Raw genomic sequence first — 20,663 nt, forward strand, 5'->3', positions numbered from 1 at the left:
GAACAAGCTGTGCAGCTTCAAGTCTGAACTCGGGAGAAAAATGACGCTTGGACATCGGACACCTCATCGTTGAGCGGTAGGGTACCGCTCCTTTGGGGATGTCCGGAATCATTAGGCCACATCACACCCCGATCGGCGTACTCGGCGCCCTGTGCTGCTGGGAGCATCTGCAACCGCTGTCCAAGTACGCGCTGTATGCACAGAACGAGCAGATCCACATCGCCGCCTGGCCCAGCTTCAGCCTGTACCAAGGCGCCACCAGCGCCCTGGGCCCTGAGGTGAACGTTGCCGCTTCGCGGGTCTACGCCGCCGAGGGCCAATGTTTTGTAATCGCGCCGTGTGCGGTGGTTTCGCCAGAAATGATCGAGCTGCTCTGCGACACCGACGCCAAGCGCAGACTGTTACAGGCCGGTGGCGGTCATGCGCGAATCTTTGGCCCGGACGGCAGCGAACTGGCGGCGCCACTGGGCGAGCATGAAGAAGGCCTGCTGTACGCCACCCTGGATCCTGCCGCGCTGACCTTCGCCAAAGTGGCCGCAGACCCGGCCGGGCATTACTCGCGTCCCGACGTCACCCGCCTGATGCTCAACACCAACGCCAACCCGTGTGTGGTGCAACTGCCTGGCTTGCCCGCCGCCAGCACCGAGCCTTTCGCGCCGGCCAGTGAGCCCCAGGAACAACCTCAGCAACAACCCGCTGCCTTTGTCGAGGTGTGATATGGATTCTGCAATTGCTGAACATCTGCGCCAGCCCCGGCGTCAGGACAGCAGCACCCCGCCCGGTTATCAGCCACCCTACCCGGCCTGGTCGGCGCGCTTCGACCCGCTGATCGGCCAGGTGGTGATGGCCTGCTTCGGCGTTCAGTCGCAACAGGCTATCGGCCTGAACGACCTGAGCCCGATCACTGCGTACTTCAGCGCCAGCCAGGGCCCCAGGTACTGGGACAGCGCGCGCTGTGTGGACGCGGCAGGCTTTCATACCTGCATCGCCATCGCCTATTGGACCGATGTCACGGCCTTCGATGCGTGGCGCTGCGACTCGGGCTTTGGCCAGTGGTGGCAGGACCCGGCACGTGAAGACGGCCCGCTGGGCTGGTTCATGGAAGTGGTCTGCCCCACCGCCGAGCGTTTCGAAACCGTGTTCTCGGCCGCCGATGTGCCCGAAGGCATCACCCATCTGGCCAGCCACATGAGCGAGCCGATTCTGGAACACGCCTACTGGGGCAGCGCCCGCGACCGCCTGCCGCTGGCGCAAACCGAGGCGCTGACCGGCAATCACGCGCCGATCGCCGCCGAATACCTGCGTCCGGGCCGGGTACGCCTGCCCGGCCGCGACAACCTGTGCCTGATCCGCTCCGGACAAGACTGGAGCAGCACCACAGGCAAAGAGCGCGACCTGTACCTCAACGACGTGCAGCCGGTATTGCGCACCGGCATGACCTTTCTGCGCGATGAGGGCAAGGACATCGGCTGCCTGAACTGCCGCTTCATGCAGGCGCTGGACAGCCAGACCGGGGAACCGGTGGAAAAGACCTTCGGCCTGGCCTGGTTCGATGACCTCGCCAACCTGGAACGCTGGGCCAAGACCCACCCGACCCACGTGGCGATCTTCGGCGGTTTCATGCAGTACGTGCAGACCCTGAACTTCCAGATCCAGTTGCGCCTGTACCACGAAGTCGCGGTCATCCCGGCGGATGCGCAGTACTTCGAATACCTCAACTGCCACGCCGACAGTGGCCTGCTCAGTCGCTAAGCCGCCAGGAGAATCCTCATGCAACGACTCACTCGCCATGCCCTGGCCGGCGCCTGTCTGCTTGGCTGCGCCAGCACCGGCCAGGCACTGGAAATCACCGCCGCCGACTACGAGCCCCTGCCACCGGGCATGGGCGCCCTGCTGCTGTATTTTCAGCACAGCGAAAGCTCGGACTTTTATAGCAATGGCAACAAGGTTTCGGACGACTTCAAACTCAAGACCGATGTCGCGCTGCTGCGCTATATCCAGTCGGTGCCGCTCAGCCCCACGGCCTCATTCGAGCCGCAGTTCATCCTGCCCTATGGCCGCCTGAAAGCCGGCGGCGATGCCCGTGCGCTGGATCAAACCACCGGCACCGGCGACCTGATCCTCGGTGCACCGATCAAGTGGACGCTGGACACCGCCAACAAGGACGTGTTTTCCCTCGGCCCTTACCTGTACCTGCCCACCGGCAGCTACGACAAGAACGACGCCCTCAACCTGGGTGAAAACCGCTGGCGGCTGTTGATGCAAGCGGCCTACATCCACCACTTCAACGCCCAGTGGGCACTGGACACCGCCGCCGACGTGTCGTGGTTCAGCCACAACACCGACGCCGGCCCGACCGGCGCCACGCTCAAGCAAAAACCGCGCTACGAATACCAGGCTTATTTGCGCTACAACCTTTCGCCGCAAACCCACTTTGCTTTCGGCGGCGGCTATATCGACGGCGGCAAGACCCGGATCGACGATGTCGATCAGGACGATGCACTCGGTACCAGCTATGTACGCTTCAGCGCCACCCATTTCGTGACCCCGACCGTGCAAGTGCAGGCAGTACTAGGCAAGGATCTGGAAGTGGAACAGGGCTTCAAGGAAAAGGCCCGGCTGAACCTGCGGTTGGCAAAGTTGTTTTAGGCCGGGCGGTAGCCTGATGACTCATTCACGCCTGACCATGAAGGTGCGACCGCCCCTTATTGGTCAGGCGGTATTGCTGCAGACGGCTATTAGGCTTTTCTGGCAAGGTGAACTCGATCATCCCTCTGGCAAGCAGGCGGCTTACGCTGCGACTCAGTGATCCACTCACTTGTGGTAACCCGAGACGAGAAGCAAGTTGTACCTTGCTTAGCGGCCCTAGATGAAGAGCTTCAAGTACACCCTGCTCCTGTGACTCTACCCCTGACTCTACCCCTGACTCTACCCCTGACTCTACCCCTGACTCTACCCTTGGCTGAACAAGTGTTATGTCTGTCGCCCTTTGCGGCAACATCACCGCGACACGAAAGATGGAATCCTCACTCAGTACGGGGTCCTGCCCACCAAAAGCACGGGCGTACTTGAACAGGTTGCGGACTCCCGACCCCAGTTCCTCAGCCCACTGCATCTCGCGAAAGACTCGAGCAATGGCTGGGTTTTTCGGCGAGGGTGAAAAGTCATCCGGGCGCAGCAAACCAAGACCGTGTGGATTGTTGCTGTTCTCTGTCGTTACCCGGTCGCGCTGAATGATCAGCTTGGCCGGAAAAGGATTGAGGTATTCGCGATGGATCAGCAAATTGGCCACTACCTCACGAAAGATCCGCTCACGCAGGCTGACACGCTCACTGCCTTCAAGATGAAAAGGATCGGCAATATGCTTGTTCACAAAAGCCATTAATCGGTCGTAGCTTTCCAGCAGGTTGGTACGAATATCGTCGCGGTCATCGTAACGATCCAGATCATGAACCCTCACCAAGGCATCGGTGCGATGGTGCGGCACCACCCCAAGCACGACTTCATCACGCCCGAACAGCAAGGCCCCGGCCATCGAAATACCCTCGGCGCCAGTTTGATAGTCTCGCTGATACAGCCGTGCACTTTTCAACAACTCCAGATCGTCCAGCTCAGCCCAAGGGTGACCACTGCGCTGTAATCGTACGCTATGACGTACGCGCTCTATCAAATCGCTGCGCAGGTCGCTCAAGCGAATATGGGCAAAAATCCTGTTTTCGCTATAGCCCACCTGCTTGCGCAGATAAAGTTCGGCCAACAGTTGCCCATGGCCGGTAATGTCGAAATCACCATCTTCATTACGGCTATAAATACGGTTGTTGCAACTGTGCACCTGAGAGCTTTCTGGCACGGTGAGCACGAGCAGCACTTGTCCATCCAGCTCTATCTGCAAAGGCACCAACGGCATGGGTGGATTGATTTTCTGTGGGTTGTGCAAGGTGTTGGCCAGATCCTTGCGCATTTGCGCCAAAGCCTCTGGAGCAATGCCGGTGACCTTGCCATCATCAGCAGCCCCCAGTATCAAGGTGCCGCCACGCTGATTGAGAAAGGCACAGATGGTTTCGTAGATATCACGATTGAGCGCTTCACGGGCTCGCTTGAACTCAACGGTCAGCCCTTCGCCATCGCTCAGCAAGCGCAACAAATACGCTGGGGTCATGCCAGCATGCTCGCCGCATCGGCAGTCAATTCGCCGGATTCATGATTTTGATTGAGAGTCATCAGACACCTTGCAGTACTGTTTCTATCGGCAATCTGGATAGTAATCCCATTCAGATGGCTTTGCTGACGGACATCCGTAAAACAGCGGCCTGAACGGCTCCGTGAAACACCTTGCAAGATTGAGCACAGCCGTTACTGTGTCGAACATTGCAGTTCCGCTTTAGCCCCGCACGCACTTTTCCGGTAGACAAAACACATGACCGCGCACCCTACGGCAGGCAAGCCGTTGACCATGGATGAACGCAACCTGCTCAAGGACCTGCTCCTGGCACTGGTTCCCCGAGACGGCTCGGCCGTGAGCAACACGGCCTTGCAGCAGCGACTTGAGCAAAAGGCTTTGGCGTATGGTGTGGTGGTGGACGTCGATGCCTACGCATCGACCCGCGATGATCTGATCGGCAAGGGCTGGTTGCATCACGCCGGTGAAGACGGCGATTCGGTGTCGCTGATCGACCAGGACTGGCAACCCGCCGCCGAACAGACTGCCCCCGATGTTCTGCCAGCGCCTGCTTTCGAAACCCCGGGCAGCATGGAAAAGCTGCGCGGTCGCCTGCTCGACCTCAGCGCGCGCAATCGCCTGCTCAACTTTTCCCACGCACGTTCCAAGCGCTTCGTGCGCATCGTCGACGAGCTTCCCGATCAGTTGTTCACCGCGCTGATCAACGAGACCGCGCTGCGCTTCACCGCGATACCGGAGCCCACCGAGCGGCAGTTGATCGAGCAGGGTTATTTGAAGCTCGACGCCGAATCGGGCCGTGTCAGCGAGCTTAAAAAGCTGCCGAGCAGCGAGGCCTGGGCGATGAGCCTGGGCATCACCACCGAATATGAATTGCCGCCTGCCCTCGATATCGAGCCTGACAGCGAAGACAAGAAGTACACCGACGCCAACCTGCAAACCCTCTACTACCCCGGCGAGCTGGAGGCGCGGCTGCAAACCCTGCATGCCCAGGCGCGCCTGTCGCTGGATGAAACCGGCGCCAATATTCTGTATCTGGCACTGGGTTTTCTGGAGTGGGACGAGTCGCTGGCCGGCAAGAACAGCCCGCGCCTGGCGCCGCTGATGCTGCTGCCGGTGCGTCTGGAAAAAGGCAAGCTCAACCCCAAGACCGCGACGTTCAGTTATGAGCTGCAGTACAGCGGCGAAGACATCCTGACCAACCTGTCGTTGCAGGAAAAACTGCGCCGCGACTTCGGCCTGGCGCTGCCGGGGATCACCGAAGACCTGCTGCCGGAAACCTATTTCGCGCACGTGCAGAGCACCCTGCTGGAAACCAAACCGGACTGGAAACTGCACCGCTTCGCCTCGCTGGGCCTGTTCGAGTTCGGCAAACTGATGATGTACCTGGACCTGGAGCCGGACAAGAACCCGGCCCTGTTGCAAAACAGACTGGTCCAGCGCCTGACCGGCCTGTCCGCCCCGCAAGATGAGGATGCAGAGGGTTCGTCAGGCTCTGGTGGCGGCAGTTTCAGCAGCGAGCACGCCATCGATGAATTGCCCGATGTACACCAGCAGTTCCCGCTGATCGACGATGCCGACAGCTCGCAGCACAGTGCGCTGATCGATGTGATGCGCGGTGAAAACCTGGTCATCGAAGGCCCGCCCGGTACAGGTAAATCGCAGACCATCACCAACATGATTTCCGCAGCGTTAGCGCAGGGTAAAAAGATCCTGTTCGTCGCCGAGAAACGCGCTGCGCTGGAGGTGGTAAAGAACCGCCTGACCCGCGCAGGCCTTGGCGAATTCTGTCTGGAGCTGCACAGCCACAAGAGCCAGAAAAGCGCGGTGGCCAACAGCATCGGACAACGCATCAGCAGCCTGGGCAGTTATCTGCCGCCGGAGCAATTGAAGGCGCTGATTGCCAACTACGAGCGCCTCAAGCAGCAACTCAACGAGCATGTCAAACAGCTGCACGCCCAGCACGCTGACACCGGTTTGAGCGGGCACCAGATTTTCATGCAGGCCACCCGCTTGCGCGAAGAACTGTCGTTGCGCCCGGCCGATGTGCATCCGATGCCGGGGCTGAGCCAGGATCGCCACGAGATTCATGAGCAGGCCGGCTATTTCAGCCACCTGTACATCAAGACCGCCGCCGAAGCCGGTCCCACGGGTGAGCTGGCCACGCACCCATGGTTCGGCTGCGCGCTGACGCAACTTGGCGGGCTGGAAAGAACCGCGCTGTTGCAACAGTTGCAGCAGGCCATTGCGGCGCTGGGCGAACTCGACAGCGCACGCGCGACAGCCGCCACTCAGCTCGACACCGCCGAGATTGCCAGCGCTTCGCTGAGCACCCTGCAACAGGTGGCCGAAGCGCTGGCCGCCGTGCCGTTGCCCAAGGGCGATGAAGACTGGGCGTTGATCGAGCGCCTTGACGCCAGCAGTTGCGCCACCCTGCAAAACTGGCTGCACACCATGGAGCGTCTGCTGGAGCAACAGCAGATTCTCGCCCGCTCGCTGAACCACGATGTCATTGGCGCGGCCAGTACGGTCGAGACCCTGAAGCAGGCCTGTGCGCAGATCGCTCGGCACAACGACAGCGACACTCTGAAGCTCGATGAGCTGCTCGACCTCACCGAAGCCACCCGCGAACTGATCGGCGGCGCGCCGCAGACCCGGCAATTGCTGCAGACCATCGCTCGCACCAGCGGCCAGCCACTCAAGACCGACAAGACCGGCATCGAGCAACTCGACCTGCTGCTGGATCTGCTGCAACAGTTGCCCATCGGCGTTGTGCACCTGCGCCACAAGCGTTTTGAAAATGCCGTGATGGACACGTTGCTGCCCGAGTTGCAGCAACTCATCGAGGACATCAAACGCCTCGAAGCGCAGAGCGCCAGCACCTTTTCGATCGAGCGCCTGCCCGGCCACACGCGCCTTGAAGACCTGCAACGGATCCTGGCCGATGACTCGCTGCTGCGCTGGCTCAACAGCGACTGGCGCGCGGCCAAGGCCGAAGTGCTGGGCATGGTGCGCCCGGGCATCAAGCTCAATGCCGCCGTGGAGGCGCTGCCGTCGGCCATTGCCTACAAGCGCAACCTGCAACAGCTGAACACCCAGGCGGTGTATCGCGACACGCTTGAAGAGCTGTTCAAGGGTATCGACACCCGTACCGACGACCTGCTCGCCTTGCGTCACTGGTATCGCACGCTGCGTGATCGCTGTGGCCGCGGCTTCGGTGCCACGGTGTGGATCGCGCAGTACCTGCTCGATGAAAGCAATCAGATTCTGGAACAGTTGCAGGCCGATGCGGCGCCGCAACAAACGTACCTGGCCGATGTGCTGAGCCATCGCGAGCGCCTGGAAAACGCGCTGCCGCTCGACGCACACGCCTTGAAGACCGACGACCTGCTGGCCGCCGATGGCTTGTATGTGCGTCTGGTCAACGAGATCGGTGGCGCGCTGAAGGTGCTGTTGTCGCACGTTTTGGAACAGCAACCGACCACCGGCCGGGTACTGAAACTGGCCAAGGTACTGGAGCACTGGCAAGAGCTGGCCCACGCGCAGCAGCACAACGCCACGGTGCTTGAGTGCCTGGGCGAAGAACAGCTGCCGCGCCTGGACAACCTCAACGAAGCGCGCAGCCGCCTGCTGTCGTGGCAGCACACCGTGGCCCTGGCCAGCCCGCTGGTCAACCTGCCGATCCGTGCACACCTGCTCGGCCAACTTGCCAGTGGCACGCCGCGTCAGGCCGAACAACGGGTGCAGGACTGGCACGCACTCAGCCGGCCACTGAGCACGGCACTGGACAACTGGACACGCACACTCGGCGAGTTCGTCAGCACCGCGCACATCGATGAGAACGAATGGTGGGGCGGGCTGGATCGGGATGAGCTGGCCGCACTCGGCCAGCGCCTGAACCTGGCCGCCAGCCATGAAGAACTGCTCGACCACTGGCTGGAATACCGGCGCCTGCGCAAACGCCTGGTCGATCTGGGCTTCGAGGCGGTCATTCGTCTGGTCGAAAACCGTACCCTGCCAGCCGAACACACCCGCGAGGCGTGCCTGCTGGGCCTGACCGACCTGTGGTCGCGGCAGATCCTGGAAAGCAATCCGGCGCTGGGGCAGTTCTCCGGCAAGGACCAGGAAGCGATTCGCGCGCGCTTCGCCGAGATCGACACCCAGCTTACCCGCCTGCAACGCCAGCAAGTGGCGTCGCAGATCGACCAGAACAAGATCCCCGAAGGCAATAACTCCGGCAAGGTCAAAGAGCGCACCCAACTGGCGTTGCTCAAGCACGAAGCCGGCAAGAAGACCCGTCACGAGCCGATCCGGGCGCTGATGCTGCGTGCCAGCGAGGCGCTGCAAGGGCTCAAGCCGTGCTTCATGATGTCGCCCATGGCCGTGGCGCAATACCTGCCGGCCGGCAAGGTGCACTTCGACATCGTGGTCATGGACGAAGCTTCGCAGGTACGTCCCGAAGAAGCCTTGGGCGCGATTTCGCGTGGCAGCCAGTTGGTCGTCGTCGGCGACCCGAAACAATTGCCGCCGACCAGTTTCTTTGCCCGCCAGGGCGACGATGACGACGAGGAAAACCCCGAGCGCTCGGTGGCGCAGGACAGCGAAAGCATTCTGGAAGCGGCCATGCCGTTGTTCCGCCTGCGCCGCCTGCGCTGGCACTACCGCTCGCGCCATGAAAGCCTGATCGCCTTCTCCAACCAGGCGTTCTACGACAGCAACCTGGTGGTTTACCCGTCGCCGCACCGCGAGTCGCCCGAGTTCGGCGTCAAGTTCGCGCGTGTCGAACGCGGCCGCTTTGTCGAGCAACGCAACCGTGAAGAAGCCGAAGTGGTCGCCAAGGCCATCGAGCATCACCTGCTGCACCACCCGGAAGAATCGCTGGGTGTGGTGGCGATGAACATCAAACAGTCCGAGCAGATCGAGCGCGCGCTGGAGCATCTGGCCAAGCAGAACCCGGCCCTGCAAAGCGCCCGCGACCTGAACGAGAAAACCGATGAGCCGCTGTTCATCAAGAACCTCGAAAACGTCCAGGGTGACGAACGCGACGTGATCTATATCTCGGCCACCTATGGCCCGGTCGAAGCTGGCGGCACGGTGCCACAGCGCTTCGGGCCGATCAATGGCAGCGATGGCTGGCGGCGTCTGAACGTATTGTTTACCCGCTCGAAAAAACGCATGCAGGTATTCGCCTCGTTCACCGCCAGCGATGTGCTGATCACCGGTACCTCCAGCCGTGGCGTGCAGGCACTGCGTGATTTCCTGCACTTTGCCGAGTCCGGGCGCATGCCGCATGTGCGCGAAACCGGCAAGGCGCCGGACAGCGATTTTGAAGTGTCGGTGATCGAAGCGCTGGAGCGTCACGGTTATCAATGCGAGGCACAGGTTGGCGTGGCCGGTTTCTTCATTGACCTGGCCGTGCGCGACCCTGGCCAGCCGGGGCGCTACCTGATGGGCATCGAATGCGATGGCGCCGCCTACCACTCGGCCAAATCGGCACGCGACCGTGACCGTTTGCGCCAGAGCGTGCTGGAGCAACTGGGTTGGCGTATCCGCCGTATCTGGTCGGTGGACTGGTTCCGCAACGCGCGCCTGCAACTGGACACGATCCTTCAGGAACTGGCGACGTTGCGTACCGAACCAGCGGCGCCTGAAGCACAGCCCACCACCGAGGAGGAAATGATCCGTCTGGTGGCCGAGGAACAGAACCTGCACACCGACCGCATCACCCTCAAGGGCGGCAGCAGCCTGCAGGAAAAGCTGGCGTACCTGGATGAACACATCATCCGCCCTGCGCTGCCGGACACCCCCGAACACCGCCGCCTGCTACGGCCGGCGATGCTCGACGCACTGCTGGAATTCAAACCGGGTGATCAGAGTGAGTTCCAGCAACAGATACCGGGGTATTTGCGTGAAGGCACGGATGCTGAGGAAACACGCTTTATCGATGATGTATTAACCGTGATTGGCGAAGGCTGATCCAACCTCAAAAGTGCGCTTTCAGCAGCAGGCTGATCGCGCTCTGGTTGGTGGTGAACACCTGGCTGTCGCGGATGCCGTATTTGTCGCTCCAGTAGTCATACTCCACGCCTACATAGAACTTCTTGCCCCAGCCCATGCCCTTGGCCAGGTCGTATTTGATCTGTGGGTTGAAGTGCAGGTTGGCGTGGTAGCTCTTGTCGTTGTCGACCACCCAGTCCATGAAACCATCGATCACCAGGTCGGAGTTGCCCACCGGCACGGTGTAACTCCACACCGGCGTGATCTGCCAGACGCCATCGCCGTCGCGCTTGCCATCGGTCTGGCGCAAGTAGGTGTTGATCTGGAAGTAATCGAAGCCTGGCAGATTCAGGTCAACGGCTGGCCCCAGCAAGTACGAGTCGACATCGTCTTCGCCAAACTCGTAAGTGGCCGAAATCAGCACATCCTTGAGGATGCCGTACGACAGGTCGGTGCCGGTAATCTTGCTCAGCGACAGGCGCGGGCTGATCTCGCCATAGAACGTATGGCCGTCACCTGCGCCGTTGGTGGCTTCGCCGTTGAACTTGATGGTGTCGACGAACAGGAACAGGTCACCGAAACTCCAGCCACTGGCGTGCTCGAAGGTCACGGTCTGCTGTTTGGCCGGGTCGACCTTGAAGTCGATACCATTCAAGTAAGTCAGGCTTTCGTCGTGCCACTGCAACAGGTCGCCCGCCAGGCTTTCACCGGCCACGAGCAGGCCGCCTGCAACTATCAAGGAAGATGCACTGCACTTCATGTAGGTCTTGCTCCGAGGTGTCTGGATCAGGGGTGATAGGCAGATTTCTGGTTTTTTTAATTAAACTGCGGACATGTCGATGCTCTGACGTTGTGACAAGTCACGCCGGTATCAAGTCTCTTGTTATAAATGGACTAACGCCGTTCCTCACGAATGAACGGTTCGCCCAATGCGCCGGGCTGACTGCCGGACTGGCGACTACCAAGCGCCACCCAGATCATCACCAGCAAGGTCACGGCATACGGCGTCATCAACAGGAAGTACTGCGGCAGGCGGATGCCCGCAGCGGCCAGTTGGGGAATCAGTGCTTCGATGCCGCCGAACAGCAAGGCACCGGCCAGCGCACGCCACGGTGACCAGCGGGCGAAGATCACCAGCGACACGGCAATCCAGCCACGGCCACCCATCATGTCGGCGATCCACATCTTGGTGCTCAGCACCGCGACATAACCGCCGGCCAGCCCGATCAAGGCAGCGCCCAGCACAATCGCCGCCAACCGATAGCCGATCACCGAGACGCCGGCGGCATCGGCCGCTTGCGGGTTTTCGCCGACTGCACGCAGGCGCAGGCCGGTCTGGGTGCAGTTCAGCAGCCAGACCACGGCGGCAAAGATCAGCAGCGTCAGAAACACCACAGGGTTCTGCACGAACACCTTGCCCACCAGCGGCAGCTCCGACAGCGGCCACAGCTCCACCGCGTGCAAGCCGCTGACCGGCCGGTTGGTCCAGCCCAGTACAGTGCCCAGCAACCCGGTCAGCCCCTGGCAGAAGAACACCAGCGCCAGCCCCGCGATCACCTGGTTGATGCGCAGCACCAGCACCATCAGGGCAAACAACAGCGACACCACCGCGGCCGCCAGCATCGAGGCGCCCAGCGATAAACCGCTCAGGCCCATCGTCAACTGCATGCCGATGCCGGCCAGCGCGCCGACCAGCATCAGGCCTTCGGCACCCAGCGCCAGTACGCCAGCCCGTTCGGTGATGATCAATCCCAGCGCCGCCAGGGCGAAAGGCACGGCAAAATCAGGCGCATTGCCCAACCAGTGAGTCAAAAGCTCCATCAGCAGTCTCCCGCCTGAATACGCCGCACACGATGGCGAATGAAAAAGTCCGAGCAGGCCACGCAAATCACCAGGATCGCCTGGATCAACTGCACCATGGCAAACGGGATCTGATAGAACACCTGCAAGCTGCGCCCCGCCACGAACAGCAGCGCAATCAACAGCGCCACCACTGTGGCCGCCGCCGGGTTATTGCGCGCCAGGAAGGCGATCAGAATTCCCGAGAAGCCGTAGCCCTGATAGAACGACTGGGTCAGCCGGCCCTCCTGGCCTGCGGTGGCGACAAAGCCTGCCAGGCCCGCCAGGGCGCCGGACAACAACACCGTGCCGATAATCATCTTGCGCACCGGCACACCGACCGCGCCGGCCACCCGCGGGTTGGCATCGACGAAGCGCAGGTACAGGCCGGCCCGCGACACGCCGACGAACCACAGGGTAAAGGCCGCAATCAGCAGCGCCATGAGAATCGCCAGGTTGTAACCGTCAAACAGATCGGGCAGGCGCTCGAAGGCCTTGAACGGCGGCGAGTACGGAAAGTTGTCGCGCGGGTCTTTCCAGCTGTTGTAAACCAGATGCAGCAGGAAGTTGGCGGCAATGTAATTGAGCATCAGCGTCGAGATGATCTCGTTGACCTTGAGGTGCAACTTCAGCAACACCGGCGCCAGGGTCCAGAGCATCGCGCAGAGCATGGCCACCAGCATCATCAGTGGCAGGCGCAGCGCCTCGGGGCCGATTTCGAACAAGGACACCGCCGTGGCGCCGATCGCGCCCCAGATCATTTGTCCTTCCAGGCCCAGGTTCCAGAAGCGCGCACGAAACGCCATGCAGCCGGCCAGCCCGACCATGATCATCGGTGCGGCCTGAAACAGCACGGCGCGCAGGTTCTGCGCATCGAACAGCGTCTGCAGGATGAATTCATTGAACAGCTCGCCCGCCGGTACACCGGCGCCAAGCAGAATCACCGCACAGATCGACAGGCCCAGCAGCAGCGCCAGACCGATGATCAGCGCCTGCCACGGCCAGGCCAGTTGCTGGCGGATTTCAAGGGTGTAACGACGTCCCAACAGCGGTTGCCGCTCGGCAACGGAGGGTTGGCGCAGGGTTGTTTCAGTCATGGCTCACCATTGCTTTCCCGATGGCCTGACGGTCGGCGGGATGGTCGAATTCGGCGACGATGCGCCCGTTGTTCATCACCCCGATGCGGTCGGCCAGGGCCATGACCTCATCCAGGTCTTCACTGATCACCAACACCGCCGCCCCCGCATCACGGGCACCGCGCAATCGCGCATGCACCGCTTGCGTGGCGCGTACATCGAGGCCACGGCTCGGGCTGTGCACCACGACCAGTTGCGGGTCGCGGCTGAACTCGCGGGCGATTACCAGTTTCTGTGCATTGCCGCCGGATAACAGCGCGGCGTTCTGCGCCAGCGAGCGCACGCCCTGCACGTCGAAATCGCGCACTGCCGCGCCGGCATCTTCTTGCAGACGCTTGCCGAATAGACGCAGCCAGGAACCGTAGCGGCCGCTGTGCACATGACCGATGCCGAAGTTCTCGGCCACGCTGAGCGAGCCGGCCAGCGCTGCGCCATAGCGGTCGGCGGGAATCGAGGCGATGCGCAAGTCGCGGCGTTGCTCGGCGCTGGCGGTGCGCAGATCACCAAAGCCCTCCAGGTGAATCTCGCCCTCGGTGGGCTGCTCAAGCCCCATCAGCGCATTGGCCAGCTCACCCTGACCATTGCCGCCGACACCGGCGATGCCATAGATCTGCCCGGCGCGCAGGCTCATGTTTACCCCGCTCAAGACGCCCGGGCTGCGCAGGTCACGCACCTGCAAACGCACCGCGCCGGCCGGCGGACCGGGCTGATACCCGGCCCGGTTCGACTCGCCGACGGTCAGGCGCACCAGCTCTTCGACGCTGACACTCTGTGGCGCAAGCGTCTGAATGGTCTTGCCACCGCGCATGACCGTGACCCGATCGGCAAAGCGCTTCACATCGGTCATCTTGTGGGTCACCAGCACCACCGCCGCACCCTGGCGGGCAAAGGCCTGCACCGTGCCCAGCAGGCGCTCGGCCTCCTGGTCGGTGAGCACCGCCGTGGGCTCGTCGAGAATCAGGATGCGTGCCCCGGCCAGCAACACCTTGAGGATTTCCACGCGCTGCTGCTCGGCCACCGACAGGCGCTCGACCATCTGACGCGGGTCAATCACAAAGCCCAGTTCCTGCGCCTTGGCGCTGATTTGCTGTTCCAGTACCTGCAGGCGCTTGCGGTAGCTGCCCGACTCGGGCTGCGCCGGCAGGCCGAGTAAAATGTTCTGCGCCACGGTAAAGGGCTTCACCAGTTTGAAATGCTGGTGAACCATGCCGATGCGGTAGCGCGCCGCGTCACGCGGCCCGTTGAGCCGCACCGGATTGTCATCCACCAGCAGGCTGCCGGTTTCCGGCGCATACAGGCCGGCAGCGATGTTCATCAACGATGACTTGCCGGCGCCGTTCTCGCCCAGCAATGCGTGCACCTCGCCCCAAGCGGCACTGAAGTGCGCATCGCTCAGGGCCTGAAACCCGTCGAACGATTTGTTGATACCGGTGAGTTGCAGCGCATTGACCTGCTTCATTGCTGGGTCATCACGCCGTTGACGAACCAGTCCATTTTCCACAGGTCCGGGTCAGCCATGACCTGGCCGGCCGCGATGCGCTCCTTGCCGTCGCGGTCACTCATCGGCCCGCTGTAAATGGTCTTTTTACCGGCCAGCAGTTCGGCACGCGCCGCCTGGATTTTCTCGCGATTGGCGGCCGATATGATCGGATCACTGCTCAGGCTGATGTCGGTACCGCCCTGCTCCATCGACAGCAAGGCACCGTTGGCCGCGGGCACCCAGTTGCCGGCCATGACCTTTTTCAGCTCTGGCGCCAGGAAGCGGTCCCAGACCCACATCGACGAACAGACCGTGGCCTTGGGCGCGAACTCGCTGAGGTCGCGGTGATGCCCGGTGCCATGCACGCCACGCTCTTGCGCGACGATTTGCGGGGTCGGGCTGTCGACGTGCTGGCCGATGACATCGGCGCCGTTGTCGATCAGCGCCATGGTCGCGGCGCGCTCCTTGACCGGGTCATTCCAGGCGTCGGTGTAAACCACCGTCACCGTGGCGGCCGGATTGATCTCACGCGCGCCTAGCTCGAAGGCGTTGACCGTCCAGTTGACCTGGCCAAAGGGGTTGGCGGCGACAAAGCCCAGCTTGCCGGATTTGGACGCCGCACCGGCAGCCATGCCGCACAGGTACTGGCTTTCGTAGGTACGGCCGTAAAAGGATTCCAGGTTGGCAGCATTGGTGGTGCCGGAACCGTTGAGGAAGGCGACGTCAGGATACTTTTTCGCCAGCGCCAGGAAGGTGTCGGAATAGCCGAAGGCCGTGCCGATGATGATGTTCGCACCGCGAGCAATCAGCCGGTCCACGACCGGGGTAATAGCCGCCGCATTTTCCGGCACGCTTTCGACGAACTGGATCTTCTGATCGAGTTCTTTCTCCAGTTTCAGTCGCGATTCATCAAAGGCCTGGGTCCAGCCGCCATCGTTGCGCGGGCTGATATAGACCATGGCAATTTTCGCCGGGCCCTTGAGGGTCAGCCCTTCTGCCTGGGCCTGACTGACTGCACCACCGAGCAAAACCGCTGCACACAAAGTCCCCTGCAAAACATTTCTGAACATGAGTCGTTTTCCTGATGGTGGGCGATGCAAGTGGCAATAGCAGCTTCCATGCCATAAAAAATAAGCGTTTAAAAACATGGAGTTGATAAATATCAGGCGATAAAACGGATCAAATGGTCTGATTCAGAGCACTTAGTTTGTGCAGGACGCACGAGAAGCGGGCAGGTCTGGCTACAAGGCAGAACCTGCTCGTAAAGACAGGGTTATGAACACAATCCCGTAGGAGCGGCTTCAGCCGCGAAGGGCACACTGCAAATTTGCGAAGCCTGCTCCCCCGCGTTCCCGGCTAAAGCGGATCGCCGCCCGGCCGGTGATCGGGTGAATGTTGGAGCCATGCTTCACGCCCGCGGTTCAATACCGTGGCAAATCAGGTTGCGCAGGTTCTGCAGCACCTCTTCAAAAAATACCGGATCCGCCAGGGTCTTGCCGGTGATGGCCTGTACCTGGGTACTGAAGTCGGCGTAGTGCTGGGTGATGCTCCAGATCGAGAAGATCAGGTGGTAAGGGTCGAGCTTCGCCAGCTTGCCGGCATCGATCCACGCCTGGATCACCTCGACCTTTCTGTTCACCATCTCACGCAACGGCTGTTCAAGTTGATCCTTGATCAGCGGCGCGCCTTGCATGATTTCCATGCAGAACAACCGCGACTCCGCCGGGTGGTCGCGTGATAGCTCCAGCTTGACCCGAAGGTAATTGCCAATGGCTTCAAGCGGGTCCTGCTGGACATCGAAGCCCTTGAGCGGTGACAGCCAGGTGTCGAGCAGGTGCTGCATCACATTGATGTACAGCTCGTCCTTGCTGGCGAAGTAATAAAGCAGGTTGGTCTTGGACACATCGGCCGCCACCGCGACCTGATCCAGGCTGGTGCCGTGCATGCCGAACTGCGAGAACAGGCCCAGCGCTGCATGAATGATCGACTCACGCTTGGTCTTGATCTGCTGCTGGCGTCGCTGCTCGGATTTGGCGCTCATGGCGCGCGGGGTTTTCGGTTTGACCGCCGCCTTCTTTTTAGCCGGTGTCTTCTTTGTTGCCGGCGCCTTCTTTTTTTCCGGCGTTTGGGAAGCCGATGCGTCTTCGATGGATTTACTGTTCACAGCCTGAACCGTCAGCCCGATGGAGGCGCCAGTGTATCAGGCTGCCCCGTGTCCTGAAGAATGCGCACTAATGCTTCACCGCCGCTTCATACCGCATCAAAACCGGGCAAGCGAACAACATCAAACGATCCAAAGCAGACCATTTGGTCCACATAAAAACTCAATAAACCTATAAGCCTTTGATAAAAAACAATAAAAAATAACTGGCACGACACCTGCAAAACCTCATTCGAGACGCATGCACATGGCTTGCGCAGCGAATGGAGAGGATTATGAAGATTGGTATCTTTATCCCGATTGGCAATAACGGCTGGTTGATTTCCGAAAACGCGCCGCAATACAAACCGACCTTCGAGCTGAACAAGCAGATCACCCTGGCGGCGGAACACTACGGTTTCGACTTCGCGCTCTCGATGATCAAACTGCGTGGTTTTGGCGGCAAAACCGAGTTCTGGGACCACAACCTGGAATCGTTCACGTTGATGGCCGGCCTCGCTGCCGTCACCAGCCGTATCCAGTTGTTCGCCACCGCCGCCTCCCTGGTGTTGCCGCCGGCCATCGTCGCGCGCATGGCCGCCACCGTCGATTCCATCGCCAATGGCCGCTTCGGGGTCAATCTGGTGACCGGTTGGCAGCGGCCTGAGTATTCGCAAATGGGCCTGTGGCCCGGCGATGAATTCTTCAGCAATCGTTACGACTACCTGTCCGAATACATTCAGGTGCTGCGCGATCTGTGGGGCACCGGCCAGTCCGACTTCAAGGGCACGCACTTCCAGATGGATGACTGCCGCGTCAGCCCGCGCCCGCAAGCAGAGATGAAGGTCATCTGCGCCGGACAAAGCGATGCCGGCATGGCGTTCTCGGCCAAGCACGCCGACCACAACTTCTGCTTTGGCAAAGGCGTGAACACGCCCAAGGCCTTTGCGCCCGCTGCACAAAAGCTGATCGAAGCCAGCCGCCTGACGGGGCGCCACGTCAGCACCTTCGTGTTGATGATGGTGATTGCCGACGAAACCGATGAAGCCGCCCGCGCCAAGTGGGAACACTACAAGGCCGGCGTCGACGAAGAAGCGGTGGCCTGGCTTGGTGTGCAGGGCGCGGTGGATAAAACCTCCGGTGCCGACACCAACGTGCGGCAAATGGCCGACCCGACCTCGGCGGTGAATATCAATATGGGCACCCTGGTCGGCTCGTACGAATCCATCGCACGCATGCTCGATGAAGTCGCTGAAGTCGAAGGCACCGAAGGCGTGCTGCTGACCTTCGATAACTTCGTTGAAGGCGTCGAAGCGTTCGGCCAACGCATCCAGCCCTTGATGAAAAGCCGCATCGACGTCGACAGCCCGGTGCAGTCGCTGGTCGGCCAGCCGGCACTGGCAGTGGGAGGCCTGTGATGAGCACTGAAAAGAACGTGACGATTTCTTCGACCACACCAGCCGGGATCAGCGAAATCGCGGGCTCAAGCCAGCCGCGGGTGCTGGCAGCACGTCCGGAGCCGTTGTACCTGCATGCGTCGAACACCGCGCTGATCGTGGTCGACATGCAGAATGCCTATGCTTCGCTGGGCGGTTATGTCGACTCGGCAGGCTTCGATATTTCCGGCGCGCAATCGGTGATCGCCAAGGTCGGTACCGCCCTTGAAGCAGCGCGCGCCGCCGGCATCAGCGTGGTGTACCTGCAAAATGGCTGGGACAGCGACTATGTCGAGGCCGGCGGGCCCGGCTCGCCCAACTGGTACAAATCCAACGCGCTGAAAACCATGCGCAAGTACCCCGAGCTGGCGGGCCGTTTTCTGGCCAAGGGCGGCTGGGATTATGAAATCGTCGACCAACTTACCCCGCAACCGGGCGACATCGTGGTGCCGAAAACCCGCTACAGCGGCTTCTTCAACAGCACGCTCGACAGCACCCTGCGCGCACGCGGCATTCGCAATCTGGTGTTCACCGGCATCGCCACCAATGTCTGCGTCGAGGCGACCCTGCGTGATGCGTTTCACCTCGAATATTTCGGCGTGATGCTCGAAGACGCGACCCATGAACTGGGCGGCGCGGCCATTCAGGCCAGCTCGGTCTACAACATCGAAACCTTCTTTGGCTGGGTGTCCACGGTGGATAACTTCGTCAACGCCGTCACTGCCAACTGATCCGCTCACTTTCATCTGTGGAGATGCACCCATGCCCAAGAAAATCATCACCCCGGCCGGCACCGGTAAACCCTTGGCGCCGTTCGTACCCGGCACGCTGGCGGACAACATTGTCTATGTCTCCGGCACCCTGCCGTTCGACAGCGAGAACAACGTCGTGCATGTCGGCGATGCCGCCGCGCAAACGCGCCATGTGCTCAACACCATCAAGGGCGTGATCGAAACCGCTGGCGGGACCATGGACGACGTCACCTTCAACCATGTGTTCCTGCGCAACTGGGAAGACTACGCGGCCATCAACGCGGTGTACGCCGAGTTCTTTCCCGGCGAAAAACCGGCGCGTTATTGCATTCAGTGCGGGCTGGTCAAGGCCGATGCGCTGATCGAGATCGCCAGCGTGGCGCACCTCGGCAAGGACGCTTGACGGTGGCCCTGTACACCGAGGTACACGGGCCGGCCGACGGCGAGGCGGTGTTGCTGTCGTCGGGCCTGGGCGGTTCCGCCGGCTACTGGTCCTTGCAGATTCCGTTGCTGGTCGGGGCCGGCTACAAGGTGATCGCCTATGACCAGCGCGGCACCGGGCGCAGCCTGCAAGCCCTGCCCGACGCCTACCGCATCGAAGACATGGCCCGTGATGTGATCGAGGTGCTGGACGCCACGCACACGGATCGCTGCCACTTCGTTGGTCATGCCCTCGGCGGCCTGGTGGGTCTGCAACTGGCGCTGGATGCACCTGAACGAGTGCGCAGCCTGACGCTGATCAATGCCTGGTCTGCGCCCAACCCGCATTCGGCACGCTGCTTCGATGCAAGGCTGCATTTGCTGGATGCGCTGGGGCCGCGAGCCTATGTCGAGGCGCAGCCGATCTTTCTGTACCCGGCCAGTTGGTGCGCGGCGAATGCCGAACGTGTGCAGGCCGAAGTCGACCACGCCTTTGCGCACTTTCCGGGTGCCGCGACGATGCACGCACGCATTGCCGCGTTGCGCGCCTTCAACGTCAGCGAGCGGCTGGCCGGCATTCAGGTGCCGACGCTGATTTCGGTCGCCAGGGACGACGTGCTGGTGCCCTGGACCTGCTCGCAGCACCTGGCGCAACACCTGCCTGACGCCGTGCTGCACGCCGTTGCTCAGGGCGCTCACGCCCACAACATCACCGATGCCAGCGCCTTCAACGACACGCTGCTGTCGTTTCTCAACGCTCAGCCCCTTGAGGAGATCACCCGATGATCGGCTCCGAACCCGGCAAGACCGAATTTCGCAATGCCATGGCGCGCCTCGGCGCCGCCGTCAATGTGATCACCACCGACGGCCCCGGCGGTCGTGCAGGCTTTACCGCCTCGGCGGTGTGCAGCGTCACCGATGAACCGCCCAGCCTGCTGGTGTGCCTGAATCGCAGCGCCTCGGTGTATGAAACCTTCAAGACCAACGGCGTGCTGTGCGTCAACGTACTCGGCGCAGGCCATCAGGCCATTTCCAACCTGTTCGGCGGCAAGACCTCGATGGCCGAGCGCTTTGCGGCGGCCGACTGGACACTGGGCGCCTCCGGCTCGCCGGTTCTGCAAGAGGCCAGCGTGTCGTTCGACTGCCGGCTGAGCCAGATCACCGAAGTCGGCACCCACGACGTGCTGGTCTGCGAAGTGCTGGCGATCCATACCAGCGAACAGGCGCAGAGCCTTATCTACTTCAACCGCCAGTACCACGAGCTGCAGGCGGTCAGCTGAATTTTC

16 protein-coding genes and 1 pseudogene are annotated in these 20,663 nt (G+C 61.4%); 10 read left to right on the top strand and 7 right to left on the bottom strand.

Annotated features, from left to right (window positions below):
* Positions 1–119 precede the first annotated feature (119 nt).
* From ACYP2A_RS00005 to ACYP2A_RS00015, 3 genes and pseudogenes are all read left to right on the top strand, one after another.
* A pseudogene (locus ACYP2A_RS00005) lies at positions 120–716 on the top strand (nitrilase-related carbon-nitrogen hydrolase); the annotation flags it as partial.
* A gap of 1 nt (position 717) precedes the next feature.
* Positions 718–1,752: a phenylacetaldoxime dehydratase family protein gene (locus ACYP2A_RS00010; protein ID WP_459741605.1), complete on the top strand. Its 1,035-nt coding sequence runs from the start codon at positions 718–720 to the stop codon at positions 1,750–1,752.
* Positions 1,753–1,770: 18 nt separating this feature from the next.
* Positions 1,771–2,649 carry a transporter gene (locus ACYP2A_RS00015; RefSeq protein ID WP_459741607.1) on the top strand — a complete coding sequence of 293 codons (879 nt, stop codon included), beginning with the start codon at positions 1,771–1,773 and terminating at the stop codon, positions 2,647–2,649.
* 25 nt (positions 2,650–2,674) lie between these two features.
* On the opposite strand, the gene ACYP2A_RS00020 is transcribed toward ACYP2A_RS00015, so the two are convergent.
* Positions 2,675–4,159, bottom strand: coding sequence for an RNA-binding domain-containing protein (locus ACYP2A_RS00020; protein ID WP_459741608.1), 1,485 nt, complete (start codon positions 4,157–4,159; stop codon positions 2,675–2,677).
* Positions 4,160–4,417: 258 nt separating this feature from the next.
* Here ACYP2A_RS00020 and hhe point away from each other — a divergent pair, with 258 nt between their 5' ends.
* Positions 4,418–10,153, top strand: coding sequence for a DUF4011 domain-containing anti-phage protein Hhe (gene hhe, locus ACYP2A_RS00025; protein ID WP_459741609.1), 5,736 nt, complete (start codon positions 4,418–4,420; stop codon positions 10,151–10,153).
* Between the two features lie 7 nt (positions 10,154–10,160).
* Here the strand turns inward: hhe and ACYP2A_RS00030 are convergent, their stop codons facing one another.
* The 6 genes from ACYP2A_RS00030 to rutR all read right to left on the bottom strand — a co-directional run bounded on the left by ACYP2A_RS00030 (position 10,161) and on the right by rutR (position 16,670).
* The gene (locus tag ACYP2A_RS00030) at positions 10,161–10,934 is read right to left on the bottom strand and encodes an outer membrane protein OmpK (RefSeq protein ID WP_459741611.1); all 774 of its coding nucleotides are present in this window, start codon (positions 10,932–10,934) and stop codon (positions 10,161–10,163) included.
* A 134-nt stretch (positions 10,935–11,068) separates the two neighbouring features.
* Complete coding sequence (locus ACYP2A_RS00035) at positions 11,069–11,995, bottom strand: ABC transporter permease (RefSeq protein ID WP_459741613.1); 927 nt, start codon at positions 11,993–11,995, stop codon at positions 11,069–11,071.
* Positions 11,995–13,110 carry an ABC transporter permease gene (locus tag ACYP2A_RS00040; protein WP_459741615.1) on the bottom strand — a complete coding sequence of 372 codons (1,116 nt, stop codon included), beginning with the start codon at positions 13,108–13,110 and terminating at the stop codon, positions 11,995–11,997. Before ACYP2A_RS00040 ends, ACYP2A_RS00035 begins: the two co-directional genes overlap by 1 nt.
* Positions 13,103–14,608: an ABC transporter ATP-binding protein gene (locus ACYP2A_RS00045; RefSeq protein ID WP_459741617.1), complete on the bottom strand. Its 1,506-nt coding sequence runs from the start codon at positions 14,606–14,608 to the stop codon at positions 13,103–13,105. The genes ACYP2A_RS00040 and ACYP2A_RS00045 overlap by 8 nt, the downstream gene beginning before the upstream one ends.
* Entirely contained in the window at positions 14,605–15,699 is a 1,095-nt protein-coding gene (locus tag ACYP2A_RS00050; RefSeq protein ID WP_459741619.1) for a BMP family ABC transporter substrate-binding protein, read from the bottom strand. The genes ACYP2A_RS00045 and ACYP2A_RS00050 overlap by 4 nt, the downstream gene beginning before the upstream one ends.
* Positions 15,700–16,037: 338 nt before the next feature.
* Positions 16,038–16,670, bottom strand: coding sequence for an HTH-type transcriptional regulator RutR (rutR, locus tag ACYP2A_RS00055; RefSeq protein ID WP_459741621.1), 633 nt, complete (start codon positions 16,668–16,670; stop codon positions 16,038–16,040).
* Here rutR and ACYP2A_RS00060 point away from each other — a divergent pair.
* The 6 genes from ACYP2A_RS00060 (at position 16,669) to rutF (ending at position 20,657) form a co-directional block, all read left to right on the top strand.
* The gene (locus tag ACYP2A_RS00060; RefSeq protein ID WP_459741622.1) at positions 16,669–16,800 is read left to right on the top strand and encodes a hypothetical protein; all 132 of its coding nucleotides are present in this window, start codon (positions 16,669–16,671) and stop codon (positions 16,798–16,800) included. The two genes, rutR and ACYP2A_RS00060, sit on opposite strands and share 2 nt — an antisense overlap.
* Before the next feature lie 265 nt (positions 16,801–17,065).
* Positions 17,066–18,187: a pyrimidine utilization protein A gene (rutA, locus tag ACYP2A_RS00065; protein WP_459741624.1), complete on the top strand. Its 1,122-nt coding sequence runs from the start codon at positions 17,066–17,068 to the stop codon at positions 18,185–18,187.
* Complete coding sequence (rutB, locus tag ACYP2A_RS00070) at positions 18,187–18,936, top strand: pyrimidine utilization protein B (protein ID WP_459741626.1); 750 nt, start codon at positions 18,187–18,189, stop codon at positions 18,934–18,936. Before rutA ends, rutB begins: the two co-directional genes overlap by 1 nt.
* A gap of 31 nt (positions 18,937–18,967) precedes the next feature.
* Complete coding sequence (gene rutC / locus ACYP2A_RS00075; RefSeq protein ID WP_459741628.1) at positions 18,968–19,360, top strand: pyrimidine utilization protein C; 393 nt, start codon at positions 18,968–18,970, stop codon at positions 19,358–19,360.
* Positions 19,361–19,368: 8 nt separating this feature from the next.
* Positions 19,369–20,163 carry a pyrimidine utilization protein D gene (rutD, locus tag ACYP2A_RS00080; RefSeq protein ID WP_459741673.1) on the top strand — a complete coding sequence of 265 codons (795 nt, stop codon included), beginning with the start codon at positions 19,369–19,371 and terminating at the stop codon, positions 20,161–20,163.
* Entirely contained in the window at positions 20,160–20,657 is a 498-nt protein-coding gene (gene rutF / locus ACYP2A_RS00085) for an NADH-dependent FMN reductase RutF (protein WP_459741630.1), read from the top strand. The genes rutD and rutF overlap by 4 nt, the downstream gene beginning before the upstream one ends.
* Positions 20,658–20,663 lie beyond the last annotated feature (6 nt).

It is taken from the genome of Pseudomonas sp. 3A(2025) (assembly GCF_054589175.1).

Excerpts from the sequence above, each read along its gene's own strand:
- ACYP2A_RS00010 (WP_459741605.1), top strand. The coding sequence starts at position 718 with ATGGATTCTGCAATTGCTGAACATCTGCGCCAGCCCCGGCGTCAGGAC.
- ACYP2A_RS00015 (WP_459741607.1), top strand. The coding sequence starts at position 1,771 with ATGCAACGACTCACTCGCCATGCCCTGGCCGGCGCCTGTCTGCTTGGC.
- ACYP2A_RS00020 (WP_459741608.1), bottom strand. The coding sequence starts at position 4,159 with ATGACCCCAGCGTATTTGTTGCGCTTGCTGAGCGATGGCGAAGGGCTG.
- hhe (WP_459741609.1), top strand. The coding sequence starts at position 4,418 with ATGACCGCGCACCCTACGGCAGGCAAGCCGTTGACCATGGATGAACGC.
- ACYP2A_RS00030 (WP_459741611.1), bottom strand. The coding sequence starts at position 10,934 with ATGAAGTGCAGTGCATCTTCCTTGATAGTTGCAGGCGGCCTGCTCGTG.
- ACYP2A_RS00035 (WP_459741613.1), bottom strand. The coding sequence starts at position 11,995 with ATGGAGCTTTTGACTCACTGGTTGGGCAATGCGCCTGATTTTGCCGTG.
- ACYP2A_RS00040 (WP_459741615.1), bottom strand. The coding sequence starts at position 13,110 with ATGACTGAAACAACCCTGCGCCAACCCTCCGTTGCCGAGCGGCAACCG.
- ACYP2A_RS00045 (WP_459741617.1), bottom strand. The coding sequence starts at position 14,608 with ATGAAGCAGGTCAATGCGCTGCAACTCACCGGTATCAACAAATCGTTC.
- ACYP2A_RS00050 (WP_459741619.1), bottom strand. The coding sequence starts at position 15,699 with ATGTTCAGAAATGTTTTGCAGGGGACTTTGTGTGCAGCGGTTTTGCTC.
- ACYP2A_RS00060 (WP_459741622.1), top strand. The coding sequence starts at position 16,669 with ATGGCGCGCGGGGTTTTCGGTTTGACCGCCGCCTTCTTTTTAGCCGGT.
- rutR (WP_459741621.1), bottom strand. The coding sequence starts at position 16,670 with ATGAGCGCCAAATCCGAGCAGCGACGCCAGCAGCAGATCAAGACCAAG.
- rutA (WP_459741624.1), top strand. The coding sequence starts at position 17,066 with ATGAAGATTGGTATCTTTATCCCGATTGGCAATAACGGCTGGTTGATT.
- rutB (WP_459741626.1), top strand. The coding sequence starts at position 18,187 with ATGAGCACTGAAAAGAACGTGACGATTTCTTCGACCACACCAGCCGGG.
- rutC (WP_459741628.1), top strand. The coding sequence starts at position 18,968 with ATGCCCAAGAAAATCATCACCCCGGCCGGCACCGGTAAACCCTTGGCG.
- rutF (WP_459741630.1), top strand. The coding sequence starts at position 20,160 with ATGATCGGCTCCGAACCCGGCAAGACCGAATTTCGCAATGCCATGGCG.